The 14,511-nt window shown below is 71.4% G+C and carries 13 protein-coding genes; 9 read left to right on the top strand and 4 right to left on the bottom strand.

Features of this window, described 5'->3' with window-relative positions:
* The 3 genes from JS521_RS26420 to JS521_RS26430 all read right to left on the bottom strand — a co-directional run.
* On the bottom strand, positions 1 to 675 hold a 675-nt coding region (locus tag JS521_RS26420; protein WP_275564222.1), incomplete at its 3' end, for an FGGY family carbohydrate kinase.
* A gap of 152 nt (positions 676 to 827) precedes the next feature.
* On the bottom strand, positions 828 to 1,604 hold the full coding sequence (locus tag JS521_RS26425; protein WP_205085478.1) for a DeoR/GlpR family DNA-binding transcription regulator: 777 nt from the start codon (positions 1,602 to 1,604) through the stop codon (positions 828 to 830).
* A gap of 4 nt (positions 1,605 to 1,608) precedes the next feature.
* The gene (locus tag JS521_RS26430) at positions 1,609 to 2,259 is read right to left on the bottom strand and encodes a histidine phosphatase family protein (protein ID WP_205085479.1); all 651 of its coding nucleotides are present in this window, start codon (positions 2,257 to 2,259) and stop codon (positions 1,609 to 1,611) included.
* A gap of 237 nt (positions 2,260 to 2,496) precedes the next feature.
* Between JS521_RS26430 and JS521_RS26435 the strand changes: the two genes are divergently transcribed.
* From JS521_RS26435 to JS521_RS26470, 8 genes are all read left to right on the top strand, one after another.
* Positions 2,497 to 3,552 (top strand): 2-hydroxyacid dehydrogenase, encoded by a 1,056-nt coding sequence (locus JS521_RS26435; RefSeq protein WP_205085480.1) that lies wholly within the window; start codon positions 2,497 to 2,499, stop codon positions 3,550 to 3,552.
* Between the two features lie 52 nt (positions 3,553 to 3,604).
* Complete coding sequence (locus tag JS521_RS26440; RefSeq protein ID WP_205085481.1) at positions 3,605 to 5,077, top strand: FGGY-family carbohydrate kinase; 1,473 nt, start codon at positions 3,605 to 3,607, stop codon at positions 5,075 to 5,077.
* Between the two features lie 107 nt (positions 5,078 to 5,184).
* Positions 5,185 to 6,264: a substrate-binding domain-containing protein gene (locus tag JS521_RS26445; RefSeq protein ID WP_205085482.1), complete on the top strand. Its 1,080-nt coding sequence runs from the start codon at positions 5,185 to 5,187 to the stop codon at positions 6,262 to 6,264.
* 92 nt (positions 6,265 to 6,356) lie between these two features.
* A complete protein-coding gene (locus JS521_RS26450) occupies positions 6,357 to 7,253 on the top strand; it encodes an ATP-binding cassette domain-containing protein (protein ID WP_205085483.1) in 897 nt (298 codons plus the stop codon).
* Positions 7,250 to 8,506, top strand: coding sequence for a sugar ABC transporter permease (locus tag JS521_RS26455; RefSeq protein WP_205085484.1), 1,257 nt, complete (start codon positions 7,250 to 7,252; stop codon positions 8,504 to 8,506). Before JS521_RS26450 ends, JS521_RS26455 begins: the two co-directional genes overlap by 4 nt.
* A 57-nt stretch (positions 8,507 to 8,563) precedes the next feature.
* Positions 8,564 to 9,757 carry a hypothetical protein gene (locus JS521_RS26460; protein WP_205085485.1) on the top strand — a complete coding sequence of 398 codons (1,194 nt, stop codon included), beginning with the start codon at positions 8,564 to 8,566 and terminating at the stop codon, positions 9,755 to 9,757.
* Positions 9,758 to 9,901: 144 nt separating this feature from the next.
* Entirely contained in the window at positions 9,902 to 11,101 is a 1,200-nt protein-coding gene (locus JS521_RS26465) for an NAD(P)/FAD-dependent oxidoreductase (RefSeq protein ID WP_205085486.1), read from the top strand.
* A 10-nt stretch (positions 11,102 to 11,111) separates the two neighbouring features.
* A complete protein-coding gene (locus JS521_RS26470; protein ID WP_205085487.1) occupies positions 11,112 to 12,047 on the top strand; it encodes a sigma-70 family RNA polymerase sigma factor in 936 nt (311 codons plus the stop codon).
* A 90-nt stretch (positions 12,048 to 12,137) separates the two neighbouring features.
* On the opposite strand, the gene JS521_RS36850 is transcribed toward JS521_RS26470, so the two are convergent.
* Positions 12,138 to 12,809 carry a hypothetical protein gene (locus JS521_RS36850; RefSeq protein ID WP_239487859.1) on the bottom strand — a complete coding sequence of 224 codons (672 nt, stop codon included), beginning with the start codon at positions 12,807 to 12,809 and terminating at the stop codon, positions 12,138 to 12,140.
* 318 nt (positions 12,810 to 13,127) lie between these two features.
* Here JS521_RS36850 and JS521_RS26480 point away from each other — a divergent pair, with 318 nt between their 5' ends.
* Positions 13,128 to 14,417, top strand: coding sequence for an ABC transporter substrate-binding protein (locus JS521_RS26480; RefSeq protein WP_205085488.1), 1,290 nt, complete (start codon positions 13,128 to 13,130; stop codon positions 14,415 to 14,417).
* Positions 14,418 to 14,511 lie beyond the last annotated feature (94 nt).

Here is a 14,511-nt window from a genome sequence, read left to right on the forward strand (position 1 = left end):
CACCACCCCAACCCCCGTACCGGGAGCGCCCACCGAAGGAAACACCCCGAGCGGGAAGTCCAGAGCGTCGAACACCTCATGCGCCCACTCCCCGGCCCGGGCGTCATAACCGGACTTCAGGGCGTGGCTCCAGTCCGTGGCCACGGGGTGGCCCGTCAGCTGCCGGCCGATGAACTCGGGGGTGTGCAGGACGTGGCTCAGAGCGGAACCGTACGTCCGCGCACACCAAACAGCCCGACCCAGCGCAGCCGTCGGCCCCACCGACACACCCAGCAACCCCCAACGAACCCTCCCCAACCGGTCGGCCTCGGCGTTGGTGGCGGCGGCTCGCCGGTCGTCGTACATCAGGGCCGGGCCCAGCGGTTCGCCGTCCCGCCCGGTGGGCACGATCGTGCCGGATGTCGCCGACACCGCCACCGCGACCACCTCTCGGCCGCCCCGGGGCAGCGCGCTCGTGGTGCGGCGCAGTGCTGACCGTACGGCGGGCCACCAGGACCTGGCGTCCTGCTCGCTCGTCCCCGCGGGGGTGCGTACGGGGGGCGGTAGGTCTGCCCGCGCCTCGGCGAGCACGTTTCCCTGCTCGTCCACGCACAGCACGCGGACGGACGCGGTCGCCACGTCGATGCCGATCACGGCCGGAGTGCGGGATGTGGTGCGACGGGATTCACTGCTCATGGCGGAAAGCGTCCTTCCCCGGCGGGACGGGCCTCACGTGTTGACATCGGCCCGCCGATCACGTGGCGGTCCAACGTCAGTGGCGGTGATGATGTTTTCGGTGTGAATTTAACATGCGGTTCATCATGGGGGGCGGGCTCATGGCGGAGGGCTCATGGTGCGACGGTCGCCACCGTGACACTGGTCCGTTCGCGGATTTTGCCGAGCAGGTCGGCGTCCGCTCCGTCGTCCACGACCAGGTGGTCCAGGTCGCCGACGGGACCGACGCGGTGCAGCGCGGTCCGGGCGAGCTTGGTGTGGTCCATGAGCATCACCTTCGTCGCCGCCGACGTCAGCATCGCCCGTTTGACCAGGACCACGTCCTGCTCCTGGTGGTAGGCCGTCCTCGCGTCGAGCGCCGACGTGGAGACCGCGACGAGGTCGACGGAGAGCGCCTCCACCGCCTCGACGCAGGGCATTCCGAGGAAGGAGTCGTGGGTGCGTGAATACTCGCCGCCCAGGGCGATCAGGCGGATGCCTTCGCGGTCGGTGAAGACGTCGAGCACTCGGCGGGCGTTGGTGACCACGGTGAGCGGGGCGAGGTCGATCAGCAGGCCGGCCATGACCAGGACCGTGGTGGAGTCGTCGAGCATGACCGACATTCCGGGCTCCACCAGCGCGGCGGCGGCGCGCGCGACGGCCTTCTTCTCCGCCGTGTTGACGCCGAGCCGGTAGTCGAGGCTCGACTCGAACACCGTGGAGGGCAGGGCGGATGCGCCGCCGCGGAAGCGGCGCAGCACCCCTTGTCTCGCGAGGTCGTCGAGGTCCCGGTGGACGGTCATCAGGCTCACGCCCGTGAGCTGGGCGAGGGCGGCGCCCGTGGCCGTGCCCTGTTCCACGACGTGGTCGGCGATGAGCCGTCGGCGCTCTTCGGCGGATCTCTTGGTCATGGGGTCAGTCTCCCGCAGGGGGCGGGGGGGGCGCGGGGGCGGGGGGCGGGGCCGGGGGTACGTTGAGCGAGCGCAGCGCCGTCTCCGTGCCGCGGATCTCGATCTCCGTGACGGCCCCGTTGTCCAGCCGCGGGAAGATGCGGCGATAGCGCCCCAGGGGCAGCCCGAGGAGTTCGCACAGGGCGATGCGCAGCAGGGTGTTGTGGGCGACGACGAGCACGCTGCGTCCCTGGTGACGGTGTGCGAGGTCGCGGAGGGCTTCGGTCGACCGTGCCGCTGCCCGGGCGACGGGTTCGGAGCCGGGGAAGGCGCCGGAGTCGGCGTCCTCGCGGAACCGCCGTACGGCTTCGGGGTCCTCATCGGCCATCTCCTGGATGGTCCGGCCCTCGCCCCAGCCGAAGTCCACCTCCCGCAGACCCTCCTGGACCTCCACCGCCAGGCCCAGCGCCAACGCCGCGGGACTCGCCGTCAGGCGGGCGCGGCTGAGCGGGGAGCAGGCGACCGCGTCCACGCCGCTGCGGGCGGCCCAGGCTCCGAGGTCGGCTCCCTGAGCCATGCCCCGGGCTGTCAGGGCGACGTCGGTGACGCCGGCGTAGCGGTTCTCCGCGTGCCACTCGGTCTCACCGTGCCGTACCAGCAGGAGACGAGAGGTCATGGAGACCGCCTTTTCGAGGCCGAGGTCGAGGTCGAGTCGAAGCCTGCGTAGTTGCTGTTGCTCGTATGGGCCGGGTGCATTGCCGGTTCACGCACGCGCTGTTAAATTTAACAGAAATTCCACAGTCCAGGACCGGTCTGTCGCGGCTCGGATCAGGCCGGGATCAGGCCCGGATCGGGCTCCGACCTGCTCGCCACGCCATCCCACCGGCTCTCCTCGCAGAAGGAATCCGACGTCATGCGCATCCTCGCCGCAGGCGACCACTTCGTCCGTCCCACGTTGATTCGCGCGGCAGTGAGCCAGGAGCTGTCCCGTACGGGCGGGGAGCTTCCGGAGTTCACGGAGCTGGCCCTCCCCTGGCCCCATGAGCCCTTCGGTCCGGTCGCGGAGGTCCGCGAGGCGAGCGGCACGGAGGACGAGCTTGTCGAGGCGCTGGACGGGGCGTCCGTCTGTGTGACGCAGATGGCTCCGTTCACGGAGCGGGTGTTCGCCGCGTCGCCCGCGTTGCGTCTCGTGGCCGTCTCGCGGGGCGGGCCGGTCAATGTGGATCTGGCCGCCGCCACCCGTCACGGGGTCAGGGTCAGCTTCGCCCCCGGCCGCAACGCCCCCGCCGCCGCGGAGTTCGCCGTGGGGCTGGTGCTCGCCGCGATGCGGCGCATCGCCGTCGCCGACGCGGAGCTCAAGCGGGGCGTCTGGCGGGGTGATCTGTACGCGTACGAGGAGAGCGGCGGGGAGCTCGGCGGGGCCACGGTCGGGCTCGTGGGCTACGGGGCCATCGGCCGCATCGTGGCGCGGGTGCTGCGCGCCTTCGGGGCCCAGGTGCTTGCGGCCGACCCGTACGCCGATCCTGTCGCGGTCGCGGCGGACGGTGTCGAACTCGTCGAACTGGACGCCCTTCTGAGCCGGAGTTCGGTGGTGAGCCTGCATGCCCGGCTGACCGAGGAGACCCACCACCTGCTCGACTCCCGTCGCCTCGGGCTGCTGCCGCACGGCGCGGTCCTGGTCAACTCCGCGCGCGGCGGGCTCCTCGACCACGGGCCGCTGCCGGAGCTGTTGCGCAGCGGTGCTCTCGGGGCGCTCGCCCTCGATGTGTACGACGTCGAGCCGATCCCCGCCGACTGGGCCCTGCGTGACGTACCGAACGTGATCACCACGCCCCATCTCGCGGGCGCGACCCGGCAGACGGCACACCGTGCGGCGGCCATCACCGCCGCCGAGGTCGGCCGCTTCGTCCGGGGGGAGGAGTTGCGGCACCTCGCGAACCGGGACGTGCTGGTGGCCGAGCGGTCCTGACGGCCGCCGCCGACGCCCCGGAACCCATCGGCTCGCACAGGAGGTAGCAGGGTTGAGGACCATCATCGGCGTGGACATCGGAACGTCGGTCACCAAGGCCGTGGCGTTCGACGAGGCAGGCGGGGCCGTGGCCTCCGCGATCCGGCGCTCGCACGTGGAGATGCTGTCGGGCGGGCGGGTCGAGCAGGATCTCGACGACGTGGTGTCCGGCGTCGCCGATGTCGTACGCGAGGTCGCCGCCGAGGTCGGCCGTCTGCCGGACGCCGTGGCGCTCACCGGGCAGGGTGACGGTTTGTGGCTGCGGGACTCCGAGGGCCGGTCGGTGCGGCCCGCCATCTCCTGGATGGACGCGCGGGCCTCGGACCTGGTGACCCGCTGGCTGGCGGACGGCACGATCAACGCCGCTTACGCGCACACCGGTTCCGGCATGTTCCCCGGGTGCCACGGCCCGCTGCTGAACTGGCTCCAGGAGCACGAGCCCCACTCGCTGGACCGCGCAGCCGTCGCGGGGTACTGCGTCGACGCGGTCGCCCAGCATCTCACCGGCCGGGTGTGCCTCGACGCCTCCGACGCGACCCTGCCGTTCCTCGACCCCCGTACCCGCCGCTACGCGCCCGAGGCCCTGGCGGCGTGCGGCGTCGAGGAGCGGGCGGGGCTGCTGCCGCCTCCCGCCGCCCCCGGCACGGTGCTCGGGCTGGACGGTCACGGCGCCGGACTCCTGGGGCTGCCCGAGGGGCTGCCGGTGGTGGCGGGGCCGTACGACCTGCCGGCCTGCGCGATCGGCAGCGGGGTGCGCGAGGTGGGGGACGGGGTCCTCATCCTCGGGACGACCCTCGCGAGCCAGGTGCTGACCGACCGCGTCGAGCTCGATCCGCTCGCCGAGCCCGCCGGTATGTGGCTGTGCACGCCCGACCCCGGCCGGTGGCTGCGCGCCATGCCCGCCATGGTGGGCACGGCGGCCCTGGAGTGGGTGCTCGCCCTCGTCGGCGCGACCACGGCCGATGTGGACGCCCTGCTCGACGACAGCCCGCCCGGCGCCCGGGGTGCCCACGCCTTCCCCTTCCTGTCCGAGGCGGGCGAACGGGCCCCGTTCGTCGAGCCGTCGGCCCAGGGCCGACTCGACGGGCTCAGCCTGGCGACCGGGCGGGCCGACGCCGTCCGTGCCGTCTGCGAGGCCATCGGCTACGCGGCCCGGCACTGCCTGGACACGGCGGGGCTGAGCGGCACCCTCGCCCTGTGCGGCGGCGGCACGCGGTCGCGGACGTGGGCCCGGCTGATCGCCGATGTCCTCGGCCGGCCTGTCCGCATTCCGTTGGAGGAGCAGGTCGGGGCGCTCGGCGTGGTGTCCGTCGCCAGGGCCTCGCTGTCCCCGGGGTACGAGGCGCCGCCGGGACGCCATGAGGTGGTCGACCCGCGCGAGGACGTACGGGCGTTGTACGAGGACGGATACGAGCGCTACCGGGCGGAGCTGGCGACGGCCCGGACCGCGTGGGGGGCTCACGCACGGTTGTCCGGACGCCTCTGAGTGCTCCCGCCATCCTGTTATTTATGACATGTCCATTGACACTAATAACACGCACGATGTTAATTTGACGCGAAGGAGGCTCTCCGCCTGAAGACCGGGAGATTCCAGTGAAGCAACGCTCTGTCAGATCGTTCGCCGCGGCCCTGTCCGTGATGACGGTGATCGTCTCCGCAGCCGCCTGTACGACGAAAGCGCCGAACCGCTCGGACGGCAGGTCGTCGAAGGACGCGAAGATCGCCTTCCTGATGCCCGACATCGCCTCCACCCGGTACGAGCTGTACGACGCACCGCTCTTCAAGGCCAAGATGAAGGATCTGTGCGGTGGTTGCGAGGTCCTCTACCAGAACGCGGGCGGCGACGCCTCGAAGCAACAGCAGCAGGCCGACTCCGCTCTCGCGCAGGGCGCCGACGTCATCGTGATCGACCCGGTGGACTCCGCCGCGGCGGCCAGCACCGTCCGTACGGCACAGGGGCGAGGGGTTCCCGTCATCGCGTACGACCGGCCGATCCCCGCGGTCGAGGCCGACTACTACGTCTCGTTCGACAACGAGAAGATCGGCGCCATGATCGGCAAGTCGCTGGTGGACCACCTCAAGTCCACCTCGGCCGAGGGCGGACTCCTCCAGGTCAACGGGTCACCGACCGACGCGGCGGCGGGCCTGATCAAGAAGGGCATCCACAGCGCGGTCGACTCCAGCGGGTTCACACTTCTCGCCGAGTACGACACCCCTGCCTGGGAGCCGGGGAAGGCCCAGAGCTGGGTCAGCGGCCAGATAGCCAAGTTCCCGGGAAAGATCGCCGGAGTGGTGGCCGCCAACGACGGCACGGGCGGCGGTTCCATCGCCGCGTTCAAGGCGGCCGGAACGACCGTGCCGCCGGTGACCGGGAACGACGCCGAACTGGCCGCCGCCCAGCGGATCATCAAGGGCGATCAGTTCAACACCATCTCCAAGCCCATCAAGACCGTCGCGGAAGCCGCGGCCGTCGCGGCGTTCTCCTTCGCCGAGGGGAAGAAGCCCAAGGGCGACACGACCCTGTTCGACACTCCTTCGGAGCTCTTCACCCCCACCGTGGTCACCCGCGAGAACATCGCGGAGGTTCTGGTGGGCGACGGGAAGCCGCTCAAGACCGCCGAGGTGTGCACGGCGACGTACGCGGCCGCCTGTGCCGAGGCGGGCGTCACGTAGGTAGTCACGGGATGACCGCGGCAACGCCCTCCCCCTGCCTGCCGAACGCCTCCCTGCCCGACTGCCTGCCTGTCCTCTTCGGAAGGTCGGTCATGACCGTTGAGTCCTTGCCCTCCCCCCGCGCGTCGTCAGGAAGTCCGCTGCTCTCGCTGCGCGGTATCAGCAAATCCTTCGGCGCCGTCGCCGCACTCACCGATGTCGACCTCGATGTCTCCGCGGGTCAGGTGGTCGCCCTGGTGGGTGACAACGGCGCGGGGAAGTCCACCCTGGTCAAGGTTCTCTCCGGGGTGCACCAGCCGGATGCCGGAACCGTCGGCTTCGACACCGGGGCCGTCTCCGTCACCTCCCCGGCCGTCGCCCAGCGGCTCGGAATCGCGACCGTGTTCCAGGACCTCGCCCTGTGCGAGAACCTGAATGTGGTGGAAAACCTCTTCCTCGGGCGGGAGTTGCGCGGGCTGCGCCTGGACGAGGTCGCCATGGAGGTCCGCTCCCGCGCTCTTCTCGGGGAGTTGTCGGCGAAGATCCCTTCGGTACGGGTTCCGGTCGCGGCCCTGTCCGGCGGGCAGCGGCAGACGGTGGCCATCGCGCGGACCCTCCTGGGCGACCCGAAAGTGATCATCCTCGACGAGCCGACGGCCGCGCTGGGGGTGGCCCAGACGGCGGAGGTGCTCAACCTGATCGAGCGGCTGAGGGAGCGCGGCCTGGGCGTCATCATGGTCAGCCACAACATGGCCGACGTGCGGGCCGTCGCCGACACCGTGGCCGTCCTGCGGCTCGGCCGCAACAACGGTCTCTTCGACGCGGCCGAGGCGACCGCGTCGGACCTGGTGGCAGCCATCACCGGAGCCACGGACAACGTGGTCAGCCGCCGCGCCGGCCGGGACCGGACCATGGGCGACGGAGCCGATCCGGCCGTGGGCGACCGGGCCGTGGGCGACCCGGCCCCGGGCAACGGGCCGGCAGCGGCGCACAAGGGGGAAGCATCATGACGCAACCGGCCACTGTCACGAGCCCGGAACTCTCCCCCGGCCCGCCACAAAAGCCGACGACCTGGTCAGACAGGGCCCGAGACCGCCGGCGGGCCGTGGCCGCCCGGCTGCGCGGCGGCGACCTCGGCCTCCTGCCCGTCCTCGCCGGTCTCGTCGTGATCTGGGTCGTCATGCAGATCCTCAACCCCATCTTCATGTCGAGCGCGAACCTCACGAACCTCGCCCTCGAAAGCGTGCCGGTCGGCATCATCGCCCTGGGGGTCGTCTGCGTCCTCCTCGTCGGCCAGATCGACCTGTCGGTCGGCTCGATCAGCGGACTCAGCGCCGCCGTCCTGGCCGTCCTCTTCGTCGACCGCGGGCTGCCGGCCTGGCTCGCCGTCACCGCGTCGCTGGTCCTCGCGTCGCTGATCGGCTGGTTCTACGCCCAGGTCCACAACCGGATCGGGGTGCCCAGCTTCGTCATCACACTCGGCGGCCTTCTCGGCTTCCTCGGCGTGCAGTTGTGGATACTCGGGCCCAAGGGCTCGATCAACCTGCCGTACGACTCGGGTCTCGTGGCCTTCGCCCAACTCCAGTTCCTGCCGCCCTGGCTGGCGTACACGCTGGTCGTCGTGGGCGCGGCGGTCCTCTACGGGACCGGGGCCGCCCGTGCCGCGGAGCGCCGCCGGGCAGGTCTCGCCGCCGCGTCCCGCCGTCTGCTCGTCGGACGGAGTCTGGCACTGCTGGCCGGACTCGGCGCCGCGGTCTGGTATCTCAACCGGGACCGGGGCGTGGGCTGGATGTTCGTGTTCTTCCTCGCTCTGGTGCTGGTGCTGCACTACGTGCTGTCCCGCACCTCGTTCGGCAAGTCGATGTACGCGGTCGGCGGCAACATGGAGGCCGCCCGGCGTGCGGGCGTCAATGTGAAGGCCGTTCTCACCATGGCGTTCGTGCTGTGCACGACGCTCGCGTGCGTCGGCGGGATCCTCTCCGCCTCCCGGCTCGCGGCGGCCAACCAGAGCAGCGGCGGCGGCGACGTCAACCTCAACGCCATCGCCGCGGCCGTCATCGGCGGCACCAGTCTGTTCGGCGGCCGGGGCTCCGCGTTCGCCGCTCTGCTCGGCGTACTCGTGATCCAGTCGATCTCCAGCGGACTCACTCTGCTGAATCTCGACTCCGCCTACCGCTTCATGGTCACCGGCGGGGTATTGCTCCTGGCGGTGTCGTTGGATGCGGTGGCCCGGCGTTCGCGGGTCTCCCACGGCAGGGCCTGAGGCACTTCTCGTATCCGGCAGCGCCGCACACCCCAGGATCACGATCTCGGAGGAACCATGCGAAGCCGAGCACCCGCGCGTATCGCCGCCCTGCTCCTGTCCACCGTCCTCGCGTCGGCCCTCCTTGCGGTGGGCGGGGGCGCGGCCCATGCCCGTACGCCGTCCCCGTCGCCGTCCTCCCCGTCCTCCTCCCCGTTCGCCTTGCCCGCTTCCGTCGACGGCGGGGCCTGGTCGTCCGGGCACCTCCAGGGCACGGCCATCGACCGCCGCCGGGGCCACATGTACTTCTCCTTCACCAATCTGCTGGTCAAGACCGACCTGGCGGGCAGACCGATCGGGTCGGTCACCGGCCTCACCGGGCATCTGGGCGATCTGGACTTCAACAGCGCGGACGGGCGGGTCTACGGCTCCTTGGAGTACAAGGCCGCCCAGGCCTTCTATGTGGCGATCTTCGACGGGGCCCGCATCACCCGGATGAACATGGACGCCCGGACCACCGATGTGCTCTCCACCGTCCATCTCCGGGAGGTCGTCCGGGACTACACCGCCGACATGAACGGTGACGGGGTCTTCGACGGCGACACCGGCAACACCCCCGACCACCGCTACGGCTGCAGCGGGATCGACGGCGTCGCCTTCGGCCCCGATCTGAGCGGACGGGGCGGCGGGCGGCTCACGGTCGCGTACGGCGTCTACTCCAACACCACCCGCACCGACAACGACCACCAGGTGCTGCTCCAGTACGACGTGCGCGACTGGCGGAAGTACGAGCGGCCGCTGAGCGAGGACGCGCTGCACACCAGCGGCCCCGCCTCCCCCGACGGCAAGTTCTTCGCCTACACGGGCAACACCACCTACGGGGTCCAGAACCTGGAGTACGACGGGGACAGCGGCAACTGGCTGATGGCCGTGTACAAGGGCAGGAAGGCGGCCTTTCCCAACTACGCGCTCTTTGTGGTGGACGGCTCGAAGCCGGCCCGCCGGGGCGTGGTCAAGGGGCAGCCGCGCCCCGAGACCGGCCGGATCCTCTCCCTCCTCCCGCGCGGGCTGCACCACGAGCCGTCCGGTGTGTACGGCTACGAGTCGGGCGGCCAGTACGGTCTGGTCTCGCTCGACGACGGCCGCTACTACGTGGCCGAGGCCGGCACGGTCGACTCCGGGGGGACCACGCTGCAGACCGGGCGCGCGGTGCTGCACCGCTGGACGGGGGCGGTGCCGAACCCGTTCGAGGTGCGGGGGCCTGCTCGCTGAGGGTGTCCCCGACGGTTCTGCGGCGCGGGTGGCATCGGCAGGCCCGCGCCGCCGCCCCAGGTGACCCGCGTCACATGTACGTCCTGTCAGCAATCGGAGCGCTGTCCCGTTCAAGGGGTACGCGAACGAGACAGGAGCCACGTCATGACGCTCACGAAGCACCGCATCGTCGTCCTCGGCGCCGGGTACGCCGGGGCCTTCACCGCCGGGAACCTGGCCCGCCGGCTCTCCCCCGCCGACACCGAGATCACCGTCGTCAACGCCGCACCCGACTTCGTCGAGCGGATGCGGCTCCACCAGGTGGCGGCCGGCCAGGACATCGCGCGCCGTAAGCTCGCCGACGTGTTCGCGGGCACGGAGGTGCGGCTGCGCCTGGCCCGGGTCACCGGTCTCGAACCCGAGCGCAGGACCGTCGCCGTGACCGGCGAGGACGGGCCCGGCGAGCTGTCCTACGACACCCTCCTCTATGCGCTCGGCAGCTCGGCCGCCCACCACGGTGTGCCCGGCGTGGCCGAGTACGCCTTCGACGTGACCGGGCTGGGCTCGGCGCTTCGTCTGCGCGAGCGCCTGGACGGTCTCGGCGAGGGCGGGTCCGTTCTGGTCGTCGGCGAGGGGCTGACCGGCATCGAGACCGCGACCGAGCTGGCCGAGTCGCGGCCCGGGCTCTCGGTCGCGCTCGCCGCCCGTGGCGAACTGGGCTCCTGGCTCTCCCCGAAAGCCCGCCGCCACCTGCGGAGAGCCTTCGACCGGCTCGGCGTCACCGTCCACGAGCGCACCGCTGTCGCAGCGGTCGATCCGAACCGGGCGATCACCGCCGACGGTGCGGCCCTTCCGGCCGATGTGACCGTGTGGTCGGCCGGGTTCGCCGTACACCCCATCGCGGCCGCCGCCGGCCTGGAGGTCGCCGACACCGGGCAGATCGTCGTCGACCGCTCCATGCGCTCGGTCTCGCACCCGGACGTCTACGCCGCCGGTGACTGCGCCTACGCGATCGGCGACAACGGCCGGCCGCTGCCGATGTCCTGCGCGTCGGCCGGGTACACCAATATGCAGGCGACCGGCGCGATCATCGCGCGCCTGACGGGCGACGAGGTGCCGGCCACCGGGCTGAAGTACTTCGGCAACCACATCAGCCTCGGGCGGCGGGACGCGATCTTCCAGATGGTGGACGGGAACGTCCGGTCCAAGTCCTGGTACCTGGGCGGCCGGACCGCCGCACGGCTCAAGGCGGGGATACTCAAGGGCTCCGACTGGGGTATCGCCCACCCGACCTTCGGCATCCCGAAGCGCAGGCGCCGCCTGGCCCCCGCTGCCGACCGGCCCGGTGTGCGGGTCGCCGCCTAGAGTGTTCGCCATGGACAGCGCAGCGGTCGACACGTTCGAGGCCGGTCGGGGGAGGCTGGCCTCGCTCGCGTACCGCCTGCTCGGGTCGGCAGCCGACGCCGAGGACGCCGTGCAGGACACGTTCCTGCGCTGGCAGGCCGCGGACCGTGAGCGGATCGAGGTTCCGGAGGCGTGGCTGACCAAGGTCGCCACCAACATCTGCCTGGACCGGCTCCGCTCGGCACAGGCACGGCACGAGCGAACCGCCGGCGCCTGGCTGCCCGAACCTCTTCTCGAAGGCGACCCGATGCTCGGCCCGGCCGACACCTTCGAGCAGCGCGAATCGGTGTCCTTGGCCGTACTGACCCTGTTGGAACGCCTCTCGCCGGCCGAGCGGGCCGTCTACGTCCTGCGGGAGGCGTTCTCGTACAGCCATGCCGAGATCGCCGGGATCCTCGACATCACCGAGTCGGCGAGCCAGCAGCACGCCCACCGGGCCCGGACCCGGGTCGTCGCCGAGCGCCGCCGCGGCGAGGCCGACCCCGCGTCCGCGCGCCGGGTCGTCGAGGAGTTCCTCGCCGCCGCCACGTCGGGGCGCACCGATCGGCTGGTGGCGCTGCTGACCGACGAGGTGACGGCGGTCTCGGACGGCGCCGGACTGGCCAGGCGGCTGCTGCGCTACCGGACGCCCGAGCGGGTCGCCTCGTTCGTACGGGCCGGTTTCAAGCCCACCCCGGCGAAGCGGCGGCTGGCCGGCGGGTCGCCCGCGATGTACCTGGCACGGGTCAACGACTCTCCGGCCGTGATCGCCGTGGTCGGGGGCCGGGTCGTGGGCGCCGTGGCGTTCGACATCAGCGGCGGCAAGGTCGCGGCACTGTACGGCATCGCCGCCGCGGACCGGCTCGCGCGGCTCGACGGGGCCTGGGGGCGGCACGAGGCCGGCGTGCCGGTCATCGCCGCGTGGTGAGGTGACCGGGAGTCGGGTCAGCCTGCCGTGACGAACGGGCGGTTGGGCGGGCGATCGGTCGGGTGGGTGGCCAGTCGGGCGGTCGGGCGGTCACCAGTCGACGTGCGCGGTGATCCACGCGTCGAGCGCGTTCTCGTCGGCTGCGAGCGGCAGTTCGGGGGCGCAGGTGAGCGGGGTGAGGGACAGCTGGAGGTGGGTCAGGTACCCGTAGGGGCCGTTGTCGGCCGCCGGGCCGAGGACCACGGCATGGGTCGGGGTGCGCCAGACGCGGTGCGTCATCGCCGGGCCGGTGACCACCGCGGCGTCCGACAGGAGGCTCCGCTCGGGCGCCGTGCCCAGGTGTTCGGTCACGGCCCGGGCGGCCTGCGCGAGGGTTGTTTCGCAGTCCTGGTAGGTGCACGCCTCGTCCCGCTCCCAGCCCGGCACCTGGCTCCAGAGGTCCAGGTGTTCGCGCAGCCAGGGCTCGTTGGTCATGTCCTCGTCGTGCTCGTCGAACGGGTACAGCTCTCCGAACACGAGGAAGCTGCGGACGTCGGCCTGCCCGAAGGGGTTCCTGCCGTCGGAGCAGACCACGTGTCCGTGCCCCGTGCGGAAGGCGTCGCCGACCAGTTCGTGCTCCCAGTCCCATCCGCGGCGCGTCAGCTCCGCGTCGACCGCTTCGAACCCATCGTCCACCGGTGGCTCCGCCGGCAGGGCCAGGAACTCCGCGACCGCTGCGGGCGTCAAGGGGCTGCGGGCAAGAGCGTGGACGCGTGGGGGCATGCAGGTCACTCCGGGGGTGTCGGGGTGTCGGGATGTCGCCTGGCGGAGAGATCCCCGGGGACAGTCTGATCCAGGACGCCGGTGGTCCGCCCGGACTCTCCGCTCCTCGGCCTTGTCCAAGGCGACTCTCCGCCCCCCCGACCCTGTCCACGGCGACTCGGTCCCGCCGTGCGGCGGGATCAACCGCGCCGAAATGTCGGAGTATTCATCCTGCGCAACCGGGGGTTGACCGAAGCGGAATGTGTCCTTAGGTTTCTCGCAACCCGAAGGTATATCGATTAACCACGTCGTCACCGTCCCGGTTGGAGACATCTCGCTGTGCGCTCATCCCTGAGCCGGCGCGGCTTCCTCGCCACAGGATCCGGCCTCGCCGCCGCCGCACTCCCCGCCCTGTCCGGCTGTTCCCCGTTCGCCTCGGCCGACTCCGACCCGGGCACCCTGATCGTCCACACCCAGCTCGGCACCACCGCCCCGGGCTCCCCCACCTACAAGGCCGTGGTCGAGGAGTTCCACACGGAGCACCCCGGGCTCCGGGTCAAGAACCTCGTCAACGGCGACGACCTTCCCCAGGTCTACGAGACCTCCCGGCTGGCCCGCAAGGAGCCGGACGTCGTCATGGTCAACCTGTACGACAAGACCCTGGCCTGGACCGAGGTCGGTGCGACCGTCGACGTGAAGGGATACCTCGACGACTGGGGGCTGCGCGAGCGGGTGCTGCCCGCCGCGCTGGAGGAGTGGACCGACTCCGAGGGCCGGCTGCGCGCCTTCCCGTACTTCGCCACCAACTGGCCCGTCGCCTACAACACCACCCTGCTGGAGCGCGCCGGGGTCGGCTCCGTGCCCACCAGCGGTGACCAACTCATCGGCGCTGCCCGGAAGTTGCGGAGCAAGGGCATCGCCCCCGTCACCGTCGGCGGCAACGACTGGACCGGGCAGAAGCTGCTGGCCCAGATCATCCAGACCTTCCTCACCCCGGACGAGGCGCGGAAGGTCTACGCGAGCGGCGACTTCAGCGGCAGCCGGGGCGTCCGCGAGGGCATCGACTACTTCGTCGAGCTGCGGGACGCCGGTGTCTTCGCCGACAAGGCGCAGGGGCTGACCTCGGACACCATGACCACGCAGTACAACACCGAGGCCGCGGCCATCCAGTCTGCGATGTCCTCCGCGCTGGCGAAGGTTCCGGCGAGGACCGCGGGCCACACCGCGATCGGCGGCTGGCCGCTGGCCCCGGGGGCGGCCCACGACAAGCCGACGATTCTGCGTTCGTACACCCTCATCGGTTTCTGGATCAGCCCGAACGGGGTCAGGAAGATCTCCTCGGTCGAGAAGTTCCTGCGGTTCATGTACCGGCCCGAGGTGGTGTCGCGCTTCATCACCGAGAGCGGGCGGGACATGGCCCTGGTGACGGACACCGTGAGCAAGGACTTTCCGCTGGTGGCCGAGGCCCAGCGGCTCGGGGGCCGGGTCGGGCAGGTGCTGCTGCCGGATCTGTACGTTCCGCCGACGGCCACCCAGCCTCTGATCACCGCGACCAGCACCGCGTTCACCCGGGGGACGAGCGCCGCCGCCGTGCGCTCCGCCCTCGAATCCGCCTACCGCACGGACTGATCCCGCGCGCCCGAGCCCCTAGCGAGTCCCTCATGACGTTGCTCTCGTCCGCCCCGGGCGGCGCCTCGGTCGCCCGGAAGACCCCGTCCGCCCC

It is taken from the genome of Streptomyces durocortorensis, assembly GCF_016901035.1.
In the GTDB taxonomy this organism is placed as follows: Bacteria; Actinomycetota; Actinomycetes; order Streptomycetales; family Streptomycetaceae; genus Streptomyces; species Streptomyces durocortorensis.